Origin of the sequence: Olivibacter jilunii (assembly GCF_900607235.1) — a bacterium.
In the GTDB taxonomy this organism is placed as follows: domain Bacteria; phylum Bacteroidota; class Bacteroidia; order Sphingobacteriales; family Sphingobacteriaceae; genus Olivibacter; species Olivibacter oleidegradans.
Genome location: NZ_LR027848.1, coordinates 976125 through 1000745 on the forward strand (window position 1 = coordinate 976125; position 24621 = coordinate 1000745).

Here is a 24621-nt window from a genome sequence, read left to right on the forward strand (position 1 = left end):
TGTTGAATTATTTGCGTTAAAAAATGGTTGTTCCTGCTTGCTCATCTGTTAAATCATTCGCATGTTTAATAATTACTTTCTTGACACCTTTTGAAATGGCATCAAAAGCATTATCAAGTTTTGGAATCATGCCGTCGGCAATAATACCTTGCTCCTTTAACATGCTATAATGAGTACGATTAATTTGCGTAATAACGGAGCCTTCGTCTTCTATATCTTTTAATACGCCTCTTTTTTCGAAGCAGTAAATTAGAGAAATATCATAGTTTGAGGCGAGCCCTACGGCTAATGCAGAAGCAATGGTATCGGCATTTGTGTTTAATAACTGACCTTCTCCGTTATGGGTTATAGCGGAAAATACAGGGCATAAGCCGAGTTCGAGCAGACTTTGGATACGCTTGTTATGAATCGAAGTTGGGGTCATATCGCCCGCAAATCCATAATCGATCTCTTTGACAGGGCGTTTAATGGTGCGAATCGTGTTCCCATCTGCTCCACTTAGTCCAATCGCATCGCAGTGGTTCGCTTGTAATAGCGCGACAATGCTTTTGTTTGTCAAGCCGGCATATACCATGGTCACAATTTTCAGCGTTTCGAGATCCGTTATCCGTCTGCCATTGACCATTTTTGCCTCGATGCCTAGATCGCTTGCTAACTTACTGGCAATTTTTCCTCCACCGTGCACTAATATTTTCTTTCCTTTCAAATTGGCAAAAACGTTAGTAAACGCAGATAGCGCGGTTTCATTCTCTACAATATTGCCACCTATTTTTACGATATTTAGTTTTTCCATATGAGGGATTATATAAGTGGCTCTTATAGATTTTCCAATATCCTTTTCAATACAACCTGAGCCGCCCATACGCGATTACCAGCCTCTTGAATAACCAATGAGTCCGGACCGTCTAGTAGGGCTGATGATAATTCCAGATCCCTTCTTACCGGCAAACAATGCATCACTTTTGCATGGTTTGTTACTTTAAGCTTCTCGGGTGTGGGCATCCATTCTCTTCCTGTAACCAGTATTTTGCCATACTCTTGATAGCTCGACCAATTCTTAACATAGACGAAATCAGCGTTTTTTAGAGCCTCATTCTGATTGGTGGTGATTGTAGCCCCGTTTGTAAAGTGCTCATCGAGCTCGTATCCTTCAGGATGGGTAATAGTAAAATCTAACAATCCCTGCTCTTGGGCTTTACACATCCATTCGGAGAATGAATTGGGAACCGCTTGCGGTAATGCTTTAACATGTGGAGCCCAGGTAAGAACAACTTTTGGCTTGGCTGTAACTGTTGAAAATTTACCGTCCACTTCTTTAGACGTGGATGGCGTATGCTCTAAGATCGTAATTAAATCTGTTAAGCTTTGAAGCGGGTGACGTGTAGCACTCTCTAAGCTAACAAGGGGTTTTTTGCAGTAAGTTGAAAATTTATTAAAAAGGTCTTCGCTATAGTCTTCTTTACGATCTTTTAAGCCTGGGAAGGAACGTAAGCCCAAAACATCACAATATTCACCCATTACGGCCGCCGCCTCCCGAATATGTTCAACCGTTGTGCCATCCATCACAACGCCATCCCTGGTTTCAAGCGCCCAGCCATCCTTATCCATATTCATGACCATAACATCCATTCCCAAGTTTATAGCAGCTTTCTGTGTACTAAGTCGTGTGCGTAAACTTGGATTCAGGAAAACAAGTCCGAGCATCTTATGTTCTCCCAATTTGCGATGAGCATTCGGTGCAGCTTTAAGCGCTAATGCTTCTTTGACAATAGTTGATAAATTATCTACATCCGCTACTGAAAAAAATTTCTTCATTGAATCTCTTTTTTAATAGTTGTACGTTTTAAGTTACAGGTTGTCCGTTTTAAGCTTTAGGCACTTACGACGTGAAACTTATTACTTATAACTTCTTAATCTCTCCGATAATGCCTCCAAAAACCTGTCCGCCTCCTTCTTTCCTAAATTCAATGCAGGCAGTAAGCGGATCACATTAGGCTTTGCCTCTCCTGTAAATATATGGTTTTTAAATAATAGATCTTTCTTGACCTGATTTAGCTCTTCCGGAAGCTCGATGCCGATCATTAAACCTTCACCTCTTATTTCTTTGATTTTATCAAATCCCTTTAATTCGCTCATTAAATAGCGTCCAATTTGCAATGCGTTCTGCACGAGTTGTTCCTTCTCCATCGTCTCCAAAACGGCTAAGGCGGCTACGCATGCAAGATGATTCCCCCCGAAAGTGGTACCTAATTCACCAAACCAAGGCTTAATCTTGGGTGAAATGGAAATGGCACCTATCGGGAAGCCATTACCCATACCCTTGGCCATGCTATAAATATCTGCTTGTACGTTTGCATGGTCATGGGAGTAAAATTTTCCGGAGCGTCCGTAGCCGCATTGTACAGAATCAGCAATAAAGATTGCATTATACTGTTCGGTTAAGCTCCGTATTTTCTGAAGGAAGCTGTGGTTGGCTACCCGTATACCACCAACGCCTTGAATTCCTTCAATAATGACGGAAGATATCGCTTCTCCTTGTTCCGCAAAGATTTTTTCAAGTGCGTCTTCGTCATTGAAAGGAAGGAAAATAACATTTTCCGTCTCGTTTACCGGAGCGATAATCTTGGGATTGTCAGTTGCCGAAACCGCTAGTGATGTTCTTCCGTGGAAAGCGCCTTTGAATGCGATCACTTTTTTGCGACCATTGTAAAAAGACGCCAATTTGAGCGCATTCTCATTAGCTTCGGCGCCGGAGTTACATAAAAAAAGCTGGTAATCTTTTTTGTCAGAAACTTTGCCCAGTAGCTCAGCGAGTTGTTTTTGAAGCGGTATCTCAATCGAATTAGAGTAAAAACCTATCTTATTCAGTTGATCTGTTATACGCTGTATATAATGCGGATGGCTATGGCCTATGGAGATAACTGCGTGTCCTCCATATAGGTCTAAGTATTCCCGGCCAGTGGCATCATAAACATAAGAGCCAACTCCTTTTACAATTTCAATGGGATTTATAGGGTATACGTCAAAGAGTTTCATTGCGTTATGAGTATTAAGTTTTACGTTTTAAGCTATCGTGCTACGTATTTTTGTTATGAGCGAAATGAGCATTGCTTTTATCTGATTAATTTCGTCGTTGAGCGATTCAAAAGTTTTTTGTGATAAATAGCCTAAATCATTTGCAAGTAGTAAAAAGTATTCTGTTTCGTTTGCAGATCCTAACGAAATGCTCAAAAAGTGAATAAAATCTTTTTGGGAGGGCCTTCCACATCTTTCTGCAATATTCGCAGGTATAGAAGCTGTAGACCTCCGCAACTGACTGGTTAAACCGTATTGTTCTTCTTTAGGAAAAGCCGCGCTGATTTTATAGATATTAAGAGTAGTTTGATGCGACTTTACCCATACAATCAATTCTTTATAATTTTGCATTTTGAAGTTAAACGTATAACATACTACTTATAACTTATAACTTAAAAACCAACGGCTTTAAGCTTCAATCCAGTCGTTTCCTCCAATCCGAATAGAAGATTCATGTTTTGTACGGCTTGTCCGCTTGCACCTTTTAGAAGATTATCGATGATGGAGATAATCATCAATTTAGTACCATGTTTCTCTAAATGAATCAGTGCTTTATTCGTGTTCACCACTTGTTTTAAATCGATGTTGCCCGGACTTACGTGAGTAAATGGATGACTTGCATAATAGTGGCTATATAAATCTGATGCCTCCTCTATAGATAATGTTGACTCCAAATAAGTACAGGCTAAAATACCTCGGGTAAATGCACCACGTTGTGGCACAAAATTGATTGTTTGATCAAACGAAGATTGCAGTTGAATAAGACTTTCTCCGATCTCATGTAGATGTTGATGCTCGAAAGCCTTATATACGGAAAGGTTATTATTCCTCCAGCTAAAATGGGATGTCGGTGATAAGCTCTGTCCGGCACCGGTAGAGCCGGTTGTTGCATTGATATGTATTTCCGAAGCCAGCAGTCCTTTAGCTGCCAACGGCAGCAAGCCCAATTGAATCGCTGTAGCAAAACAGCCCGGGTTCGCGATATGCTGCGCCGTTTTTATTTTATCCCGTTGAAGCTCGGGTAAACCATAAACAAAGTTTTCCGCCTTTGACTTCAATCTGTAATCCTGGCTCAGATCAATTATCCGAATGGATTCGGCTATCCGGTTTGCCTCTAAAAATTTCCGGGCCGCACCATGACCAACACACAGAAATAAGACATCAATATTTTGGGGAAGCTCATCGGTAAATTTCAGCTCTGTATCGCCAAATAGATCAGTATGCACGGAATGAACCGGGTTCCCTGCGTTACTGTTACTATTGACAAAGGCAACTTCTACATGAGGATGATTAATGAGAACCCTTAAAAGCTCTCCTCCGGTATAGCCGGCTCCGCCAACAATCCCTACTTTTATTTTATTCATATCAGAATAGTTTTGAGTTATAAGTAATACGTTATACGTTTTTTTCTTACTCACTCGATACTTATAACTCATTACTTAAAACTTACAACTTATTAACCTTATGCCATATCATTACTTGATTTCCAAAGATTTTAGAGAATCCCTTTACATCTTCGCCAGTCCATGCATTATTCATCTCTCCATAACTTCCGAACTTACTGGACATTAAATCATGCTTGGATTCCACGCCAATTATATTAAATCGATACGGGTTTAATTCAACGAATACTTGACCACTGACCATTTCCTGTGAGCTTTGCAAAAAGGCTTCAATATCTCTCATAATAGGATCATGAAATTGCCCCTCGTGCATCCAGTTACCATAAAAAGAAGCTAACTGATCTTTCCAACTTAACTGCCATTTCGTAAGTGTGTGTTTTTCAAGTGTATGATGAGCTTTAATAATAACAACCGGTGCTGCCGCTTCAAAACCGACTCTTCCTTTGATGCCAATGATTGTGTCTCCTACGTGTATATCTCTTCCTATTCCGTATGGCTGGGCAATCGACTGCAATTTTTGTATCACTTTTACCGGACCTAGCCGTTCACCGTCAAGTGCTACCGGCTCACCTTTCTCGAATTCGATGGTAATTCTTCTGCTTTCACTTGCTGTCACTTGTGTGGGCCATGCTTCTTCCGGTAATGTTTCATGGGATGTTAAGGTTTCTTTTCCTCCCACTGAAGTGCCCCAAATGCCTTTATTAATCGAGTATTTTGCTTTTTCGGCACTGTAGGTTACACCATGATTATGCAAGTAATCGATTTCAGATTCGCGGCTTAATTTCAAGTCCCTAATAGGTGTTATGATTTCTACGTCCGGAATCAGGATATTAAAGATCATATCGAAACGTACTTGATCATTACCTGCACCAGTACTTCCATGGGCAACGAAGTTTGCGTCGATTTTCTTTACATAGTTTGCAATTGCAGTTGCTTGGCATACACGCTCGGCACTTACCGATAAGGGATAGGTTGCATTTTTTAATACGTTACCGTAGATAAGATACTTTATACTTTCGTTATAATAGTTTTGGGTTTCATCAACTGTAGCATGTGACGCAACACCGAGCTCATAAGCGCGTGCTTCGATCTGTTTAAGTTCATCTTCCGAAAATCCTCCCGTATTGACGATGACGGAATGAACTTCTAAGCCCATATCTTTGGATAGGTAAATGGCACAGAATGAGGTGTCTAATCCTCCACTAAATGCTAATACTACTTTCTTTTTCATTAGAATAATTTATTATTAAACGGAATGAACTCGCTTGCAGTACGCCGGCAAATCCATCTTATAGAATATGATGAGTGAAGGCTCTTATTGGCATAAATGAGCTCCTAACACTCGGTTATACCTGTCTTTTACAGGCTTAGCTTATATTGTAATTACTGTAAGCAGTAACGAATACATCAACTAATCGTACGCTAAAAACAAGGTAGCGATAATTTTGCTCCTTCTTCTCAAACTTAATTCGATACGTTTTAATAAGGAGTGCTTTTTTTGCATCTGTTTCAAACGTTCTTTTGCTTTCGCTTTTTGCTCAATTTTTTGTCGAAGCTCTTTTTCCTTCTCCACAGGGTCCCATAACATAGCTGTGCACATACAATTTTTACGGTCTTTACTCATTAAGATATCGTAATTTACACAACTTTGACAACCTTTCCAAAATTCTTCGTCTTGGGTTAACTCTGAATAGGGGACGGGTTCATACCCCAGCTCCGAATTGATTTTCATTACTGCAAAACCAGTGGTCAGACCAAAGATTTTTGCCTTCGGGTATTTTTCGCGCGATAAGTCAAAAATCCGCTTTTTAATAGCTTTAGCTAACCCTTCTTTTCGGAAAACCGGATTAACGATGAGGCCGGAATTGGCAACATATTCACCATGGCTCCAAGTTTCGATATAACAAAAACCTGCCCAAGTGCCATCTTTATGGAGCGCTATTACAGCTTTTCCCTCAAGCATCTTATTAGCAATATATTCCGGTTTTCGACGTGCAATACCCGTACCGCGTGCTTTGGCAGATTCCGCCATTTCATTGCAAATCTGTTCGGCATATCCGATATGCGATTCATTTGCAGGAATAACAACAAAATTTGAAGTATTCATTGAATGTGAATGACCCAAGAGAACAAAACAATAAAACACATTTTGCTCTACCGTTTGATTTTGATTACCTTTTTGTTAATTGTTTTTGATGGATACAATAACCGGACTCGCTATTGTACTTTTTGTGGAGTGGGTATGCCCTCGAATCAAGCCCGGGGCATAATGGGTCGTCGGACTCTTAAAACAAGTTTGTTGCCAATCGCTTTTATGCACGGGATTACTTGCGCACTTCCTGGATTGGAATGCTTAGCAATATTTATATGCATATTAGCAATATTCATGTTATAAAGAATCTTTCCTTATTTAATAATGGTTGCAAATGTAAAAAATAAAATTTGGTTTATGCAATATTTATTGTATAAAATTAGTAATATTTTATCGATTTTGCTTGGCAGTTTTGATAATGTTATGGCTTGACTCCCATTTTTAGGATTTCTTTAAAGGTGTAAAACGAAGGCTGTGGCGTTATATTCCATTAAAAGGTGTATAGAATGGGATACCTCTTGTAACTGAAAGGCAATATAAGAGGTATCCCATTTTCGGGAGATTACCAGAATCTTACGTAAAGCGCACTAACTAATAGTAAAGTCAATACAATCATAACCATTACGGAAGGTTCTACTTTAAACATTTTAGTGTCTAAAACGAATGCTTTGGGATTAATTTTTGGTCCTGCCAAACTAACAGCGATCATTGCAATAACAGTGAACAGAAACGAAAGGCCCATGCAAATCTGAAAAGGAATTTCATAACCACCGCGCCCGTTTGGATAAGCCGTATATAACAAAGTGTCATTTCCAAACCACGTCGGCGCGTAATTGTTAAAAACTACCGATAAAGCAAAACCCATAATAAGTCCTACGATGGCTGCAGCTCCTGTAGTTCGTTTCCAAAACATACCTAATAAAAACATTGCCAATACACCTGGACTGATAAAACCGGTATATTTTTGAATAAAAGTAAAACCGCCCTCTCCGCCGATTCCAAGCATATCGTCCCACGTGAAGAGAATTGATGCTGCAATCGCGATGATTACGGTAATTTTTCCAACATTGACCAGATTTCTTTCCGACGCATCTTTATTCATATACTTTTTATAGATGTCCATGGTGAAAATAGTGGCTATACTGTTGGCCTTTCCTGCTAACGAAGCAACAATGGCTGCGGTTAAGGCAGCTAATGATAGCCCTTTCATGCCATCAGGCAGAAAACCTAGAATAGCCGAATAGGCATTGTCAGGGTTGAAATGTCCGCCCGGTGCCATTTCTTCCTGCAAAGCGCCATTTTTGTATAGAACATAAGCGGCGATCCCGGGAAGCATAACGATAACCGGCATAAAAAGCTTCAAAAATCCGGCAAAAAGAATTCCCGTACGTGCGGTTTTTAAATCAGCACCCAAAGCGCGTTGGGTAATATATTGATTGCAACCCCAATAATTTAGATTGACAATCCATATCCCTGCTAAGTACATGCCTAAGCCGGGGAGCATAAGGTACTTATTAATTTCCTCCTGGGATGACGAAGCAGTCGGCTTTTCGATAATCATTTTAAAATGCTCCGGCGAATCCTTCATAAGTTGCGAGAAGCCGGCCAATACATCTTTGCCTAAACCAAAATGTTCGCTGACAAGTGTAAGCGCTACATAAGTTGTAGCTACGCCACCAATAATAAGTACCAGCACCTGAATAACGTCCGTAAAACCGATTACGCGCATACCGCCCAGGGTAATTACAACGGCAAAGACCGATAGAGCCAACACAATCGTATGAAAGCTTCCACCGCCGGCCAAATTATTAATAGCTAAAGCTCCTAAGAATAAGATTGACGTTAGATTTACAAAAACATAAAGGAACAACCAGAATACAGCCATGATTAGACTGGTTGTTTCATTGTACCGATTATTTAAAAATTGCGGCATGGTGAAAATCTTGTTTTTCAGATAAACAGGAATGAACCACACGGCTACAATAATAAGAGCCAGGGCCGCGATCCACTCGTAGGCTGCAACAGCAACCCCGACGGTAAATCCATTGCCGCTCATACCGATGAATTGCTCTGCCGATATATTGGAGGCGATAAGCGAAGCGCCAATTGCCCACCAGGTTAACGATCCTTCAGCTAAAAAGTAATCTTTACTACTGGCGTTCGCATTGTTTTTTTTGCGATAAATCCAATATCCATATCCCGCTACTACTACAAAATAGACGAGAAATATGATGTAATCAATTTGTGCAAATTTTCCCATAATGGAGTTAAGGTTAAAAGGTTAGCAAAAAAGGTGGCGAAAAGAGCCGTTCCGCCACCTTTTATTTTATTTTTGGATCTGATAAAACACCTCACTCCATTTCAATTCATTTTCGAATTGACCAAGCTTCGTGTTTTCATCAATTTTTACAAATTCAATACCCGCTATACGTGCAAAATCTTCCAGGTACTCACTTGTTAGATTTTGGCTATAAACGGTATGGTGCGCACCACCGGCATAGATCCAAGCGGTACATGCGGTTTTCATATCCGGTAATGGTTTCCAAAGAACGCGTGCAACCGGTAACTTTGGTATTTCATTTTGTACATCAACTCCTTCTACAACATTCACAATAAGGCGAAACCTGTTTCCCATATCCACTAATGAGGCATTCAATGCCTTTCCGCCTGCTGCATTAAAAACAAGTCGGGCCGGATCTGCCTTTCCGCCAATACCTAAAGGATGAACTTCTAAACGAGGTTTATCTTTTGCTAAGGAAGCGTCTACTTCAAGCATATGTGACCCGAGTACCATTGCATTATCAGGATCGAAGTGATACGTATAGTCTTCCATGAAAGCATTCGCTCCAGGTAGACCCGAAGCCATTACTTTGCAGGCACGAACCAAAGCCGGTGTTTTCCAATCGCCTTCTCCTGCAAAACCATACCCTTGTTGCATAAGCCTTTGGGCGGCAATACCTGGAAGTTGTACTAAACCGTGCAAATCCTCAAAGGTGTCTGTAAATCCTTTATAACCGCCTGCTTCCAGGAAGTTCTTTAAACCGATTTCGATTTTTGCTGCATCTAGTACGTGTTGCCGTTGCGCTCCGCCTTCTTTCGCGTTATCGGCAAGTATATATTCTTCTTCATATACTTTTACCAGTGCTGCAACCGCTTCATCACTTACTTTGTTTATCTCAGCTACTAGATCACCAATGGCATAAGTATTAACCGAGAAACCGAATTTCATTTCTGCTTCCACTTTATCTCCATCGGTTACAGCAACATATCGCATGTTATCGCCAAAGCGAACAAACTTCGCGCCTTGCCAATCGTTCCAAGCGGCGGCGGCCCTAGTCCAGATACCAATCTTTTTGGCAACATCTTCATCCTGCCAGAAGCCGGTCACCACTTTTCTGTTGATCCGCATCCTGGAAACGATGAACCCAAATTCCCGGTCGCCATGTGCACTCTGATTGAGGTTCATGAAATCCATGTCAATACTGTCCCACGGAATATCTCGATTATACTGCGTGTGCAGATGTAAGAGGGGTTTTTTGAGAGCGTTCAATCCCCTGATCCACATTTTTGCCGGAGAGAACGTGTGCATCCAGGTAATAATGCCAATACAATTGGCGTCTTTGTTTGCCTCTGCGATGGTGTTATATATTTCTTCCGAGTTTTTTACAATTGGTTTGTACACAATATTAACCGGAATCAGTGCTTGATCCGTCAAATAATCAGCAATCTTTTTAGCGTGCTCCGCAGCCTGCGCAAGGGTTTCAGGACCGTATAAATCTTGACTTCCTGTTATAAACCAGACGTCAAAAGTTTTTAAATTTAGCATATCTATATTTCGTTGTTCGTTATTTGTTTTGTATCAAGTATCAAGATATTCCTAGAAGTTTTCAGTTTTACGTTTATTGATTTTCCAGCCTTTGTCTGTGGCTTAGGAGCTGGGAAACAGGGGGCTTATTCCCTGTTGTAAATTTAAACTTACCACGTAAAACTCATCACTTAAAACTACTGTTGTCCATAATAAGAATCCGGTCCATGCTTCCGCTCGAAATGTTTTTTGATCAATGAATCTTTAAGGCGTGGCGCATTGGGATTAATCTGTTCCGTTAATAAGGCCATTTGTGCCACCGTTTCCAAGACAGCGCTATTGTACACTGCTTTTTCTGCGGTCTTTCCCCAAGTAAAGGGGGCGTGGTTTCCTACCAAAATCATTTCCACTTCCCGGTAATCCAATCCGTGATCCTTAAAGTGGTTAAGGATCTGAAAGCCTGTTTCATATTCATAATTACCTTTGATCATGTGATCGGCCATGGGCGGAGCACATGGAATATCGGTAGTAAGATGGTCGGCGTGTGTCGTGCCAAATATGGGAATATCCCGCTGACTTTGCGCCCACGCAGTAGCATAAGTAGAATGGGTATGGACAATACCGCCGATATTTTCCCAGTGTTTGTATAATACCGCATGGGTTTTCGTATCAGAAGAGGGTCTCATGTCACCTTCAATGGTATTGCCCTCAAAATCGACAATCACCATGTTTTCGGGACTTAATTTTTCGTAAGGCACACCACTTGGTTTAATGGCAAAAACTCCTTTAGCTCGATCGACAACGCTGACATTGCCAAATGTAAAAAGCACCAGACCTAGTTTAGGAAGCTGCATATTGCTTTCATATGCAGCCTCTCTTATATCTTGATAATTAAAATTAGCCATGAATTTTAAGCGATATGAGTTAATATATTGTCTTTTGAGGTTAACTTCTCTTCAATGAGCATACCCATTTGTGTATACTTTTCGTAGCGTAGTTTATAAATCGCAACTCTTTGCGGATTCGGGTGATATTCAGCGTCAAAGCCTTGGCCCATGGCAGACATAGCCTCTTCTACTTTGGTGTAAATGCCTGCCGCAGTGGCTGCAAACATAGCGGCTCCAATCGCACAAGTTTGTTCCGATCGATGGATTTTTATGGGCATATCCATTACATCAGCCATCATTTGCATGATAAATGGTGCTTTTCTGGCGACACCTCCCATGCCAATTAAGCCTTTAACCGGTACACCTTGTTCATTGAAGCGATCAACAATTTTCTTAGCGCCAAAACAAGTTGCTTCTGCTAATGCTCTAAAGAGCTGCACCGCGTCTGTTCCCAGGTTTAGGTCGAAAAAAGCTCCTTTAAGCGCCTGGTTAGCATCAGGTGTCCGTCTTCCGTTTAGCCAGTCGATTGCAAATTCTTGCTGAATATTAGGTTCGATCTTCTCGGCGAGTTTACTCAGTTGCGGTATAATCTGCTGTTCTAGTTGGTTCGCCAAATCGTCCAATGCCGGATTATCATTTGTTGACAAAAGATTTTTTAGTGGCCACATTAAAAGATTTTTGAACCAGGCATAGGCATCACCAAACGCAGACTGACCGGCCTCCATTCCGAGCATGCCGGGAATGACAGAACCATTTACCTGGCCACAAATACCGCTTACTAAGATGCCATCTACTTCATGGTTCGGAGCCACTAACATATCGCAGGTAGACGTGCCCATTACCTTGCTTAAATAGTATGGCTCAATTTGTCCACCCACAGCTCCCATGTGGGCGTCGAAGGCGCCAATTCCGATCACTACCGATGTGCTGAGTCCGAGTTTTTGCGCCCACTCTTCACATAAATTGCCCGCCTTTTTATCGGCCGTATAGGTATCTGCTGAAATATTGTCGGTAAAGCCATTTAGCAAAGGATCGACAGCAATAAAGAATTCGTTTGGTGGATAACCGTCAAATGACTCGTTCCAAAGGGATTTATGACCGGCCGAGCATACACCTCTTTTTATATGTAGCGCATCTTTGCCACCGGTTAGTAAAAACGGAATCCAATCGCAATGTTCAACCCAAGTGAAAATGTTGTTGGCGATCGCTTTGTCTTTACGTAAAATATGGAGCAACTTCGCCCAAAACCATTCAGAGGAATAGATGCCTCCCACGTATTGCAGGTAGTTTATATCAAATTTTTTGGCGGTTTGATTGATCTCGTCTGCTTCCTTTACGGATGTATGATCTTTCCAGAGTACAAACATTGCGTTTGGATTTTCCTCGAAAGCAGGAAGCAGTGCTAACGGTGTACCTGTTTTATCAACGGCAACTGGTGTTGATCCGGTTGTATCAACTGCGATAGCCTTTACATTGGCTGATATCTGTTCACCACTCTGCTTTAAGCAGTCTTTAATCGTATATTCCAGACCTTCAATATAATCTAAGGGATGTTGCCTAAATTGGTTGATGGAAGGATTACAATATAAACCTTTTTTCCACCGGGGGTAATGATAGATCGAGGAAGCGATCTCTTGTCCATTACGGGCATTCACGAGCACAGATCGCACCGAATCCGTGCCGTAGTCTACTCCGATAACATATGCATTGTCCATATATACTAAAGTGTATTTCGTTCTTTAATTTTTATACCCAGAGAATTACAGTGCTGTGAGTTTACGATACTAATTGGTCAGTCTGTCAATCTCTTCTGCTATTTCGTGTCAAAATAACATTTATTTTTTTAGATAAAAAAATATTATCGAAAAAATGTGCATGAAAAAAATTAAGGGTTAGGTATAAAGTTTAAGAATGAACTTATTTTATCTTTATAGGTTTCCTTATTGAGCTTGTAATAAAATGCACCCTTTTTCGAATTCTCTTTATCCTTATCTTTTTGACGAACTAATAAACCTGTTGACAAAAGTTTTCTATTAAAGTTTCTTTTATCCAATACAATATCATAAACACCCTCATAAAGAGTCAGTATTTGGGGGATAGTAAATTTTTCGGGCAGTAACTCGAAGAGTATTGGATGCAGGGCGGCTTTATAGCGTAATTTTTTCTTCGCATGTTCTACCATGCTATTATGATCAAAGATAAGTTTCGGTATTTCTTTTAGTGGCATCCACTCGGCACGATACTCCTTGCTTAACTGATCTTTGTATTTACGAATGTCAATAAGTGCATAATAAGCAATACTGATTGTTCTCTCAATGGGATCTCGATTGGGTTCGCCAAAGACCTCCATTTGCTCCATATATACATTTTCTAAACCCGTCAATTGCTTCAAGACGCGTGCAGCGGCTTCCTCAGGTGTTTCATTCGGCTCCACGAATCCGCCCATTAAGCTCCATTTATTTTTTTCAGGCTCAAAGCCTCTTTGTATAAGCAGCAATTTAAGACTTTCCCCATCAAATCCAAAGATGATACAGTCTACGGCAACAAGTAGGCGTGTTTGTTTTGAGTATTTCGTCATAATTTAAAGGTAATTAGATCGGTAAGATAATATTCATTTAAGATAATTATCGGCATTCTGTAAAAATTAGTTCCACGTTTGCATTACATGCGATAAAGATAGTCAAATTCCAGTTGCTTTATCAAATTGGTAAAGCAGACAATGTTACAAAGATAATCATTTGTTTAAACGATTAAGTATTCAAAGAAGTGTTTTTTTGACACTTTTTATTAAATGTTCCATTGACATTTAATAAAAAGCTTCTATATTCGTTCCGACCGATTACGCTTAAAACGAATAACCAATATATAAACACATGCAACGAATCAATTTAAAATTCAATTGGCGTAGCGCTTTGATAGTATACATGGCGCTTCTGCTAAGCCATTTGGGGTGGAGCCAACAGAGCACGCAAATTAAAGGGAAGGTAACTGATAAAAAAGGAGAGCCTATACCCGGTATCAGCGTAAGTCTACCAGGCTCGAAAATCGGAACTACAAGTGATCTCAATGGTTTTTATCAAGTTCAAGTACCGGCCTTAATTGGCAAGCTGGTATTTACCAATGTTGGGTATATAAAAAAAGAAGTCCCTTTAGTTTCCGGACAATTCATCTACGACATAACCTTGGAAGAGGATTTACTGGGATTGGAAGAAGTGGTGGTGGTGGGATACGGAACGCAGCGAAAAGCAGACATTACTGGCTCTGTTGCTATTGTGGATGTTGCCGAATCCAAGAAATACTTAACAAATGATATTTCCCAGCTATTACAGGGACGGAGTCCGGGTATTACCGTAAATAGCGATGGACAGCCCGGTGCCAGCCCAAATGTAAGAATTCGAGGCGTAAGCACTTTTGGTAATGCACAGCCGCTATATGTGGTAGACGGTGTTCCTGTGGGCACGTCCATACGTGATTTCAGCCCTAATGATATCGAATCGATGCAGGTCTTAAAGGACGCTTCAGCAGGTGCTATATACGGTTCTATGGCAGCCAACGGAGTGGTGATAATTACAACAAAACAGGGTAAGAAAAATACGCCGTTAAATATTGAGTATAATGGATCCTATGGGGTGGATAAAGTTTGGCAACGTATACCGGTTTTAAAGCGCACCGATTATCAGTTGATTGCCAATGAAGTAAGAACCAATGCCGGGTTACCGCTCATTCCGGGAAATGATCCATCTTCACCACTATTTATTGATAACGTGGATACGGATTGGCAAAAGGAAGGATTAAAAAACGGATCAAGGCAAAACCATAATCTCAATTTTATGGGTGGTGGGGAAAATACGACCTATAACCTTTCTTTCGACTACCTTGGTAATGACGGTACTTTTGTTGGCAATGGACCTAGTTATGATCGGTATACTGCACGCATCAATACAACTGCCAGAAAAGGTATTTTCAAAGTTGGCCAAACTTTTACCTATACACACTCGCACGAAAATACACTTACCTACAATAATACCATATTGACTGGCAGTCGCCCGCCATTGGTGATCGATTTGGTGGAAGCTATTCCAACACAAATGATTTATGATCCTAATAATAAGGGAGGTTTTGGCGGTACGGAGTCGAATATCCATGATGTTATATCGCTTAATGCAATTGCCATCAATAGTTTGTTTGAGAATTATACAGACGTCGATCGCATGTTTGCAACTGCTTATGGAGAGATCGATTTAATAAACAAGAATGGGCATAGCTTACGATATAAATTAAATTTAGGATACGACAAAACACAGGCGCGGGATTACGCTTTTCAACCTGCCTTCGATTTGGGATATTTTTTCCATTCAAATATTTCCAGATTAGACGACGGGCAACGCACCTATACAACGGGCTTGGTAGAGAACACCTTGAATTATGAAAAAAAGTTTGGAAAACATGCGCTCACGGCACTGATCGGGCAAACCTACCAGTATGGATCTGCATTAGTTCGTAGTGGACATTCAGAAGCCTTTACAGAGCCATATTTCCCAATTTTAGACAATGGAAGCAATAAAACGGCCTCCGGCACCATTGACGAAAATGCGCTTTCATCTTATTTAGGCCGTATTACATATAATTACGATGATAAGTACCTCCTGACTGCCAATATCCGTCGAGATGGATCTTCCCGATTTAGTCCTAGCAATAGGTTCGGTTATTTCCCCTCGATTGCTTTGGGATGGAAGTTGACCAATGAACCATTTTTTAAGGTATCGAAGGATATTGTAAGTGACTTAAAGCTGCGAGCGAGTTATGGCAAGCTGGGAAATCAAAATATTGGGGATTACTTATATATGAGCTATATCAATCCGAATATTGTCTACAACTTTAATGGCCAAAAAGTGTTCGGCGGACTTCAAACAAGTTTAGTGTCGCCTGATATCAAATGGGAATCTAAAGTTACCTCCAACATCGGTTTGGATGGTATTTTGCTGAATGGACTAATAGATTTTACCGTAGAATATTATCGCAATAAAACCACTGATATATTGGTTGGTGTTCCTATTCCCGGTTCAACGGGATCGGTTAATAAGGCACCGACAGTTAATACGGGAAGTTTGCAGAATTCAGGGTTTGAGTTTATGGCAGCCTATAATAAAACCCAAGGAGATTTTAATTTTAGTATTGCCGCAAATGTAAGTACAATTAAGAATAAAGTATTGGCTTTGGGTGATAATAATGAACCTATTTATGGTGCTGGCTCCAAAACGGAAATTGGAGGCGAAGTGGGACAGCATTTTGGCTATGTGACGGAAGGTATCTTTCAATCGGTCGAAGAAGTAAATGCGCATGCTTTTCAAAGTGCAGGAACAGCACCCGGAGACCTTAAGTTTAAGGATTTAAATGGAGACCATGTGATTAATGCGGATGACCGAGCCTATCTCGGAAGTGCTATCCCGGGATTAAATTATGGATTGAACTTCACTGCCTCTTACAAAAAAATAGATTTTACCTTATTTGCATCCGGTAGTTCGGGCTTTAAAATCAATAGCAGAATGTACCGAGACCTTATGTTAACGACAGATTATATTAATAGACATGAGGATATTTTGGAGCGTTGGACACCGACAAACACGAACACCGAAATCCCTCGTTTGGTAGCCAATGATCCCAATGGAAACGGACGTGACTCGGATAGAAAGGGCTGGCTGCAAGATGGAACGTATTTACGGATCAACACGGTATCACTGGGCTATACTTTACCTGATAAATTGATCAAGGGCGTTCAACGCTTGCGGGTCTATGCAACGGCGCAAAACTTATATACTTTCCAATCTTACAAAGGATACAATCCTGATTTCACTGCCGGGGTCTTTGAGCCCGGGTTTGATTTTGGTTCCTTTCCGAAGCCAAGAACTTTAATGTTGGGAGTACAAGTTGGGTTTTAATATATAATCAAAATAATTATGAAAAGATATATAATCGCACTGTTTTTATTCTCCATGTTGATGGTTGGATGCGATAAAAAACTAGATCTTAATAGTCAAAAACAAGAACAAGTAGAGACTTATTGGCAAACAGCAGAGCAAGCATCGGCGGGTGTTATCGCCATTTACAATAGTCTGATTCAAGACGGTACCTATATGCGGATGATGCCTGCTCTTACCGATGCAAGAGGAGATGATTTTGTAGGAGACAGCCCCTGGGGCGATTTGGTGCAAACGGGAAAGTTTACGGTTATGTCAACCTCCGGACCAGTAGAGTGGGTTTGGTCGCAATGGTATCAATTGATATACAGGGCAAATCAAGTGCTTACGTTTGTTCCCAAGATTGAGATGGATCAAGCATTGAAGGATCGTCTATTTGGACAAGCTCATTTTTTAAGGGGTTTAGCCTATTTTACCCTAGCAAATACTTATAAGACTGTTCCCGTTATTCTTACACCTCCTGTCGATAGGCAGGATTATTACCCGGCAACAGCCTCTGAAGAGGTTTTATGGCAACAGATTATCGACGACCTTCGTGCTGCAGTAGAGTTGTTACCGATTTCTTATAGTACGGTATCCGGGCCTGATGCCAATCAAACCGGGAGAGTTACGAAGGGCGCTGCAGTGGGAATGCTCGGGAAAGTGTTTCTCTATCGGAAAAATTGGGCAGCAGCGGCTGAGCAATTCCGATTGCTAATAGAAGGGCCAACGCTGAATACCTATCGTTTAATGACTGATTATCGAGATAACTTCAAGCCAACTAACGAAAATAATGCCGAGTCTTTATTTGAAGTCCAATTTGCCGACCCGGAAACGGTTGGAGGAACTGTCTTCAATTACGGAGGAGAGCCGAATGCCAACTGGAAGCAAGTCTCTTCTGTTGGGCATACCTATGCCATGGACGGTTTTGGTTATTCTGACTTTTTGCCTACAAGAGGACTTTATAATGAATTTAAGGAAGAGCGGACAATAGATGGTGAGCTCGATCCCAGACTGCTATCTACCATTGCTTCCTTTGAGCCAGGTGTGTCCGAATTGGCCTATGGGGATGTTTGGAAAAATCCGAAGAGCAATATCTATCCGCGTAAATATACCCATGATGGTATTCCAGGCTATACAAATGAAAATAACGGCGTGGAAAACTCAGGCATTAATTACCGTATTCTTCGGTATGCTGACGTATTACTCATGTATGCGGAAGCGCTGAACGAACTTGGCCAGACAGACCAAGCCTATCCTTATATACAACAAGTAAGAGATCGCGCGAAACTTCCTGATCTGGCGAGTGTAAAGCCGAATATGACACAAGAGCAAATGCGCGATCAAATCGCACATGAACGATTTCTAGAGCTAGCTATTGAGGGAATTCGGATTAATGACATTATCCGATGGGGCTGGTTATATGATCCGGATAAACTTGCCAAACTGAAAGAAAATGATAACGATTTTGACACCTGGCGAGCAGGAAAGGAATACCTTCCCATTCCACAGCGAGAGTTAGATCTTAATAGAAACTTGTTGCCTAATTCGGCAAATTAAAAGGAATAGCTGAATAGGATGGTTTTTAAATGTTTATTTTACATTTATTAATATTTTCCTATCTTAGACGAGCGTATAGCCAATTATTTGTTAGATACCAAAATTGATACCATGAATAAAAAACCACTTATTGCCTTACTGTCCTTGCTGATTTCCAGTACGACATTATGGGCACAAAACCTGGTGAAATTATTGCCGGGGAAAGACACCATTACCATTAATAAACATATCTATGGGCATTTTGCCGAACATTTGGGCCGTTGCATCTACGATGGCATTTATGTAGGCGAGGACAATAAAACCGTTCCACATACCAACGGTGTTCGCAATGATGTGATAGAGGCATTAAAAAAATTAAACATACCAAACCTTCGTTGGCCGGGTGGTTGTTTTGCAGATACCTATCATTGGAAAGATGGTATCGGGCCAAAAGGAAAGCGACCAAGCATCGTAAATACTTGGTGGGGAGGAGTTACTGAGAATAACAGCTTTGGAACGCATGATTTTTTAAATATGTGTGAACTTCTTGGCACCGAACCCTACCTAGCTGGTAATGTAGGTAGTGGGGAAGTACAAGAACTGGCCGATTGGGTACAATACGTCAATTTTGATGGAAAAAGCCCCATGTCCGATCTTCGGAGGGAAAACGGGCGAGACAAACCCTGGAAGGTTAAGTTCTGGGGAGTTGGTAACGAAGCGTGGGGATGCGGGGGCAATATGACGCCGGAGTATTATGCGGATGTATACCGTAAATACGCCACCTTTATGTCAGATTGGACCAATAGCGGCGGGCTGTTTCGTATTGCATCCGGAGCCAACAGCGATAATTATGAATGGACCGAAACGCTTATGAAAAAGATTCCCAAATCTTTGGTCAAGGGCTTAGCATTACATCATTATGCGGTAATTGACTGGCAAAAGAAAGGTTCAGCAACCATGTATACCGATGAACAGTATTTCAAAACGATGAAATCTGCCTGGTTCATGAATGAGCTGGTTGAGAAGCATAGTGCTATCATGGATAAATATGATCCTAAAAAAGAAATCGCGCTTGTTGTTGATGAGTGGGGTGGCTGGTACGAGGTAGAGCCCGGCACTAATCCCGGCTTTTTATATCAACAAAATACCATGAGGGATGCGATGATAGCCGGTATGACGCTCAATATATTCAACAATCATGCAGAACGGGTGCGAATGGCTAATCTGGCGCAAACTGTGAATGTGCTACAAGCGGTTATATTAACCGAAGGTGATAAGATGCTGGTGACTCCGACCTATCATGTTTTGGAAATGTACAAAGTGCATCAGGATGCTAGATTGGTTCCTATTGAAGTAAATAGCCAAGAGCTTTCATTTAACGGCGAATCAATTCCAGCGGTTTCCGCTTCGGCATCCATCGCAGAGGACGGCAATACACATATATCGTTGGTAAACATCGACCCTAAAAACCAGCAAGAAATTACGATCGACTTAAGTGATAGAAAATACAAAAATCTAAACGGACGATTACTTACTTCAAAAAAACTTAGAGATTATAATTCTTTTGAGAATCCAGGCTACATAAAACCAGAAATATTTAAAGGAGCCAAAATGAAAAATAACCAAATTTCGGTCACGCTACCGCCATTCTCTGTGGCCGTCTTAGCGTTAAATTAAAGGTACAAACGAAAGATATATAACATAATGATTCGACGGAAGTTACTGGGAGTATTTATTTTGAGTTGCGCACTCGGCTTAAGTGCGCAAGAAAAGAAATCGTTTACTATCGATATTTCACATCCTACAGGAAACATATCCCCCAATATGTGGGGGGTGTTTTTTGAGGATATTAATTTAGGAGCGGACGGCGGAATCTATGCTGAACTTATAAAGAATAGGTCCTTTGAATTCGCAGATCCTTTTATGGGCTGGAAGAAATTGGGTGAGAAGATCGGAGAGGGAACCTTCTTGGTATTGAATCGAAAAGACAAACCCAATAATCCACGTTTTTTACGGGTTAACACAAGCTTATCATCAGAAAAAGTTGGATTACAAAACGAAGGTTTCCGCGGCATGGGGATTAAGCAGGGACTTCGATATGACTTTAGTGTCTTGTATAAACAAGCTGTACCTGGCATTACTTTACGTTTACAGCTGGTGGATACCTTGGGTGCTGTAATAGGGGAGAGTACGCTTCGTCCGGAAAAAACCGGGACGGATTGGCAAAAGCAGCAGATAAGCTTCCGAGCCGCTAAAACGGAACCAAAAGCGAAACTTGTTCTCTGGTTCGAAGGGAAGGGTACGCTAGATGTAGATATGATTTCGCTTTTCCCGGAAGATACTTGGAAAAACAGACCCGGGGGCTTACGGAAAGATATGGTTCAATTATTGGCGGACATGAAACCGGGTTTTATACGATTTCCCGGTGGGTGTATCGTTGAAGGCAGAGACTTAGCTAATCGTTTTCAATGGAAAAAGACCGTTGGGCCGATTGAGGATCGTAAGCTCATCATCAATCGATGGAATACCGAGTTTAAGCATCGCTTAACACCTGATTATTATCAAAGCTTTGGATTAGGGTTCTTTGAATATTTTCAGTTGGCGGAGGATATCGGGGCCGAGCCATTGCCCATCTTGAACTGCGGTATGGCTTGCCAGTTCAATACGGCCGAGCTGGTTCCAATAGATGAACTGGATGAATATGTACAGGATGCATTGGATCTAATAGAATTTGCTAATGGGGATACCGGCACAAAATGGGGAAAACTGCGTGCCGAAATGGGACATCCGCTGCCCTTCAATTTAAAAATGTTAGGAGTAGGGAATGAAAACTGGGGTCCGCAATATATAGAACGACTTGAAGTCTTCAAAAAAGCCCTTAACGAACGATATCCGAATATTAAGATTGTAGCTAGTTCAGGTACCGATCCCGAAGGCGAACGTTTTGAATTTCTTAATAAGGAGTTAAGACGACTAAAGGTCGATTTTATTGATGAACATTATTATCGCAGTCCCGATTGGTTTTTGACCCATGCTAATCGCTATGACGCTTATGATCGCCAAGGACCAAAAATTTTTGCGGGTGAATATGCTGCCCATACTGATCGGACCGCAGGTACCGGTAACCGAAATAACTGGAAAGCGGCTATTGCCGAAGCAGCATTCCTAACCGGGGTAGAACGAAATGCAGACGTTGTCGGTATGGCTTCTTATGCACCCTTATTCGCTCATGTTGACGGATGGCAATGGACACCTGACCTTATTTGGGTGGATAATTTGCAAGCATACGGTACACCGAACTATCAAGTGCAGAAGCTATACGCTATAAACAAAGGAACTCATGTAATCTCCGTTCGTATGGATAACGTGATTCCTAGTGGTCAGGATGGTCTATATGCGTCCGCGGTACTAGACAGTAAAACCAACGAAGCGATCATTAAGGTGGTAAATCATAACGATTATCCTATCAATGGTAGTTTTAATATACAAACAAAAGAAAATTTAGCAAAAGAAGTAGAACATATTGTGTTGACCGCTGGATTAGCGGAAGAGAATTCCATTCAGCATCCCAATAAAGTCAGCCCGAAAATTGACAAGGTGACGCTTAAAGGGAAAACGATAATCTCCGACTTATCACCCTATTCTTTTCATATCTTCAAAATCAAGATTAAATAGATATGCTAAGCCGGAATCTAATTGTTGTATTTCTCGTGATTACCTGTTCTAGCTATGCACAGCAGCCGGGACAGGTAATCGTACACGATCCGGTGTTGATTTCGGCAGACGATAAATATTATCTCTTTGCTACCGGAGATGGTATTGATGTATGGTCTTCAACCGATTTGGAAAACTGGTCTAAACAGGCACCTGTTTTTCCGGAATCACCGACCTGGGCAAAGCGGGAAGTGCCAACATTTAAAGGGCATATTTGGGCACCTGATATCCATTATTTTAACGGCTTGTACTATCTTTATTATAGTATATCTGCTTTTGGAAAAAACACCTCCTGTATTGGACTAGCGACTAATCCAACTTTAAATCCGCAAGATTCGGGGTTTAAGTGGACGGACCGTGGAAAAGTGATCCAGTCGATACCTGGGAAGACGAATTGGAACGCCATAGATCCCAATCTAGTCTTCGACGAAAGTGGGCATCCATTTCTTGCATTTGGTTCCTTTTGGGACGGTATCAAATTGGTGAGACTAAGTAGAGACGGTATGCGAACGGAGGACGATTTGCTTACTATACCAACACTTGCCAGTAGAAAGATAAATCGCCGGGCACCTAATCCCCCAGCCATAGACAACAATCCAGTTGATGCAGGGGGCAATGCCGTTGAAGCTCCTTTTATCTTTAAACGGGGAGGCTATTATTATCTTTTTGCCTCCATCGATTATTGTTGCAAAGGAGCGGCAAGCACTTATAAAATGATTGTGGGAAGAGCGAAAAAGGTGACAGGACCTTATTTGGACGATCAGGGGAAAGACTTGGCTTCTGCCGGTGGTAAACTCCTTTTGGCGGGCGATAGCCGATGGCATGGCGTCGGGCATAATGCCGTAATAAAGCTTGAAGAAGACGATTATCTCGTTTTTCATGGCTATGACGCTCAGGATCAGGGTAAACCTAAATTAAGAATTGAGAAATTAAAATGGGACAACAAAGGTTGGCCTTTGTTGATTAATAATGAATTATCAAACCAATAGATAGTATAATCATGAGCAAAATAATTTACATTGCTGCAATAGCCGCGGGTCTGTTAAACGGAGCATGCAACCAGCGTACCCAACAATCTGCTGAAACGGCGGATACGGTGAAAGTTGATACAACTTCCGGTTTTAATGCTGAAATTGATGGAAAAGAGGTAAAACTGTATACATTGATAAATGGTAAGGCAAAAGCGGCCATTACCAATTACGGGGCGCGTTTGGTAAGTTTGTTAGTCCCGAATAAAGAAAATACACAAACAGACGTCGTATTAGGCTATGACAAGGCCGAAACTTACAAAGCAAATAAAGCAACTTTTTACGGTGCTATTGTAGGCCGGTATGGAAATCGCATCGCAAAAGGTCAATTTACCCTCAATGGAAAAACGTATCAACTGGAAAAAAATGACGGAGAAAATTCACTGCACGGAGGGACTAATGGTGTATATGATAGGGTATGGGATGCCGAACAGATAGATGAAAAAACACTTAAATTGACTTATCACTCGACCGATGGGGAAGCGGGGTATCCTGGTAACGTTGATATGACGGTGCTTTACTCCCTAAAAGAAAACAATAGCTTGGAAATCGATTATACCGCTACGACCGATAAACCAACTGTTTTAAATTTAACGAACCATGCTTACTTCAATTTAAATGGTGAAGGAGATTCAACCATTTTAGATCATGATTTAACCCTATATGCAGACCAGATTACACCTGTAGACGAAACCCTGATTCCTACCGGTAAATTTATGGACGTTACCGGTACGCCTTTCGATTTTAGAAAAGCGACTCCAATCGGTGCGCGTATCAATGCGGATGATGAGCAGATAGAAAGAGGGAAGGGATATGACCATAATTTTGTGTTGAACAAAAAAGAAGGCTTACAAACAGCTGCTTTGGTATATAGCAAAAAAACAGGGATTGAGATGGAAGTGTTGACTGAAGAGCCGGGCATACAATTTTATAGCGGCAATTTTATGGAGGGAGGACAAAAGATAGGCAAAGACGGGAAAGATTACGGATATCGCTCGGCCTTTTGTCTGGAAACACAACATTTTCCTGATTCACCCAACCAACCAGCTTTTCCTTCCACTGAGTTAAGACCGGGCGAGCCTTACAAGACCAAAACAATCTATAAATTTTCAATTAAATAA

The 24621-nt window shown here is 41.2% G+C and carries 18 protein-coding genes; 6 read left to right on the forward strand and 12 right to left on the reverse strand.

Translation table 11 applies throughout. The features are described from left to right. Positions 1-16: 16 nt before the first annotated feature. The 12 genes from argB to E0E36_RS04110 form a co-directional block, all read right to left on the reverse strand. Positions 17-793, reverse strand: coding sequence for an acetylglutamate kinase (argB, locus tag E0E36_RS04060; RefSeq protein WP_041387970.1), 777 nt, complete (start codon positions 791-793; stop codon positions 17-19). 23 nt (positions 794-816) lie between these two features. Further along, a complete protein-coding gene (locus E0E36_RS04065; RefSeq protein ID WP_013664336.1) occupies positions 817-1815 on the reverse strand; it encodes a Rossmann-fold NAD(P)-binding domain-containing protein in 999 nt (332 codons plus the stop codon). Between the two features lie 81 nt (positions 1816-1896). Beyond that, positions 1897-3036 carry an aspartate aminotransferase family protein gene (locus E0E36_RS04070; protein ID WP_013664335.1) on the reverse strand — a complete coding sequence of 380 codons (1140 nt, stop codon included), beginning with the start codon at positions 3034-3036 and terminating at the stop codon, positions 1897-1899. Between the two features lie 27 nt (positions 3037-3063). Further along, complete coding sequence (locus tag E0E36_RS27900; protein ID WP_149105117.1) at positions 3064-3426, reverse strand: four helix bundle protein; 363 nt, start codon at positions 3424-3426, stop codon at positions 3064-3066. 41 nt (positions 3427-3467) lie between these two features. Then, on the reverse strand, positions 3468-4439 hold the full coding sequence (gene argC, locus E0E36_RS04075) for an N-acetyl-gamma-glutamyl-phosphate reductase (protein ID WP_130854811.1): 972 nt from the start codon (positions 4437-4439) through the stop codon (positions 3468-3470). Positions 4440-4521: 82 nt separating this feature from the next. Continuing rightward, a complete protein-coding gene (argG, locus tag E0E36_RS04080) occupies positions 4522-5709 on the reverse strand; it encodes an argininosuccinate synthase (RefSeq protein WP_130854812.1) in 1188 nt (395 codons plus the stop codon). A gap of 180 nt (positions 5710-5889) precedes the next feature. Then, complete coding sequence (locus E0E36_RS04085; protein WP_013664331.1) at positions 5890-6585, reverse strand: N-acetyltransferase; 696 nt, start codon at positions 6583-6585, stop codon at positions 5890-5892. Positions 6586-7132: 547 nt separating this feature from the next. Continuing rightward, positions 7133-8830, reverse strand: a complete 1698-nt coding sequence (locus E0E36_RS04090) for a sodium:solute symporter family transporter (protein WP_130854813.1) — start codon at positions 8828-8830, stop codon at positions 7133-7135. 66 nt (positions 8831-8896) lie between these two features. Then, positions 8897-10396, reverse strand: a complete 1500-nt coding sequence (gene araA / locus E0E36_RS04095) for an L-arabinose isomerase (protein ID WP_130854814.1) — start codon at positions 10394-10396, stop codon at positions 8897-8899. A gap of 176 nt (positions 10397-10572) precedes the next feature. Then, the gene (locus E0E36_RS04100; RefSeq protein ID WP_130854815.1) at positions 10573-11280 is read right to left on the reverse strand and encodes an L-ribulose-5-phosphate 4-epimerase; all 708 of its coding nucleotides are present in this window, start codon (positions 11278-11280) and stop codon (positions 10573-10575) included. Between the two features lie 5 nt (positions 11281-11285). Then, positions 11286-12977 carry a ribulokinase gene (locus E0E36_RS04105; protein ID WP_130854816.1) on the reverse strand — a complete coding sequence of 564 codons (1692 nt, stop codon included), beginning with the start codon at positions 12975-12977 and terminating at the stop codon, positions 11286-11288. A 170-nt stretch (positions 12978-13147) separates the two neighbouring features. After that, positions 13148-13840 (reverse strand): NUDIX hydrolase, encoded by a 693-nt coding sequence (locus E0E36_RS04110; RefSeq protein ID WP_013664326.1) that lies wholly within the window; start codon positions 13838-13840, stop codon positions 13148-13150. Between the two features lie 295 nt (positions 13841-14135). On the opposite strand from E0E36_RS04110, the gene E0E36_RS04115 reads away from it, so the two are divergent. The 6 genes from E0E36_RS04115 (at position 14136) to E0E36_RS04140 (ending at position 24621) form a co-directional block, all read left to right on the forward strand. Further along, positions 14136-17201 (forward strand): SusC/RagA family TonB-linked outer membrane protein, encoded by a 3066-nt coding sequence (locus E0E36_RS04115; RefSeq protein ID WP_207303714.1) that lies wholly within the window; start codon positions 14136-14138, stop codon positions 17199-17201. Between the two features lie 18 nt (positions 17202-17219). Next, positions 17220-18779 carry a RagB/SusD family nutrient uptake outer membrane protein gene (locus E0E36_RS04120; RefSeq protein WP_130854817.1) on the forward strand — a complete coding sequence of 520 codons (1560 nt, stop codon included), beginning with the start codon at positions 17220-17222 and terminating at the stop codon, positions 18777-18779. Positions 18780-18890: 111 nt separating this feature from the next. Then, the gene (locus E0E36_RS04125) at positions 18891-20435 is read left to right on the forward strand and encodes an alpha-N-arabinofuranosidase (RefSeq protein ID WP_130854818.1); all 1545 of its coding nucleotides are present in this window, start codon (positions 18891-18893) and stop codon (positions 20433-20435) included. 27 nt (positions 20436-20462) lie between these two features. Next, the gene (locus tag E0E36_RS04130) at positions 20463-22433 is read left to right on the forward strand and encodes an alpha-L-arabinofuranosidase C-terminal domain-containing protein (RefSeq protein ID WP_130854819.1); all 1971 of its coding nucleotides are present in this window, start codon (positions 20463-20465) and stop codon (positions 22431-22433) included. A 2-nt stretch (positions 22434-22435) separates the two neighbouring features. Beyond that, positions 22436-23461, forward strand: a complete 1026-nt coding sequence (locus tag E0E36_RS04135; RefSeq protein WP_130854820.1) for a family 43 glycosylhydrolase — start codon at positions 22436-22438, stop codon at positions 23459-23461. An 11-nt stretch (positions 23462-23472) separates the two neighbouring features. Continuing rightward, positions 23473-24621: an aldose epimerase family protein gene (locus E0E36_RS04140; protein ID WP_130854821.1), complete on the forward strand. Its 1149-nt coding sequence runs from the start codon at positions 23473-23475 to the stop codon at positions 24619-24621.

What these genes read in the sequence shown, in the direction of transcription:
- argB (WP_041387970.1), bottom strand. Translation starts at nt 793, where the DNA reads ATGGAAAAACTAAATATCGTAAAAATAGGTGGCAATATTGTAGAGAAT.
- E0E36_RS04065 (WP_013664336.1), bottom strand. Translation starts at nt 1,815, where the DNA reads ATGAAGAAATTTTTTTCAGTAGCGGATGTAGATAATTTATCAACTATT.
- E0E36_RS04070 (WP_013664335.1), bottom strand. Translation starts at nt 3,036, where the DNA reads ATGAAACTCTTTGACGTATACCCTATAAATCCCATTGAAATTGTAAAA.
- E0E36_RS27900 (WP_149105117.1), bottom strand. Translation starts at nt 3,426, where the DNA reads ATGCAAAATTATAAAGAATTGATTGTATGGGTAAAGTCGCATCAAACT.
- argC (WP_130854811.1), bottom strand. Translation starts at nt 4,439, where the DNA reads ATGAATAAAATAAAAGTAGGGATTGTTGGCGGAGCCGGCTATACCGGA.
- argG (WP_130854812.1), bottom strand. Translation starts at nt 5,709, where the DNA reads ATGAAAAAGAAAGTAGTATTAGCATTTAGTGGAGGATTAGACACCTCA.
- E0E36_RS04085 (WP_013664331.1), bottom strand. Translation starts at nt 6,585, where the DNA reads ATGAATACTTCAAATTTTGTTGTTATTCCTGCAAATGAATCGCATATC.
- E0E36_RS04090 (WP_130854813.1), bottom strand. Translation starts at nt 8,830, where the DNA reads ATGGGAAAATTTGCACAAATTGATTACATCATATTTCTCGTCTATTTT.
- araA (WP_130854814.1), bottom strand. Translation starts at nt 10,396, where the DNA reads ATGCTAAATTTAAAAACTTTTGACGTCTGGTTTATAACAGGAAGTCAA.
- E0E36_RS04100 (WP_130854815.1), bottom strand. Translation starts at nt 11,280, where the DNA reads ATGGCTAATTTTAATTATCAAGATATAAGAGAGGCTGCATATGAAAGC.
- E0E36_RS04105 (WP_130854816.1), bottom strand. Translation starts at nt 12,977, where the DNA reads ATGGACAATGCATATGTTATCGGAGTAGACTACGGCACGGATTCGGTG.
- E0E36_RS04110 (WP_013664326.1), bottom strand. Translation starts at nt 13,840, where the DNA reads ATGACGAAATACTCAAAACAAACACGCCTACTTGTTGCCGTAGACTGT.
- E0E36_RS04115 (WP_207303714.1), top strand. Translation starts at nt 14,136, where the DNA reads ATGCAACGAATCAATTTAAAATTCAATTGGCGTAGCGCTTTGATAGTA.
- E0E36_RS04120 (WP_130854817.1), top strand. Translation starts at nt 17,220, where the DNA reads ATGAAAAGATATATAATCGCACTGTTTTTATTCTCCATGTTGATGGTT.
- E0E36_RS04125 (WP_130854818.1), top strand. Translation starts at nt 18,891, where the DNA reads ATGAATAAAAAACCACTTATTGCCTTACTGTCCTTGCTGATTTCCAGT.
- E0E36_RS04130 (WP_130854819.1), top strand. Translation starts at nt 20,463, where the DNA reads ATGATTCGACGGAAGTTACTGGGAGTATTTATTTTGAGTTGCGCACTC.
- E0E36_RS04135 (WP_130854820.1), top strand. Translation starts at nt 22,436, where the DNA reads ATGCTAAGCCGGAATCTAATTGTTGTATTTCTCGTGATTACCTGTTCT.
- E0E36_RS04140 (WP_130854821.1), top strand. Translation starts at nt 23,473, where the DNA reads ATGAGCAAAATAATTTACATTGCTGCAATAGCCGCGGGTCTGTTAAAC.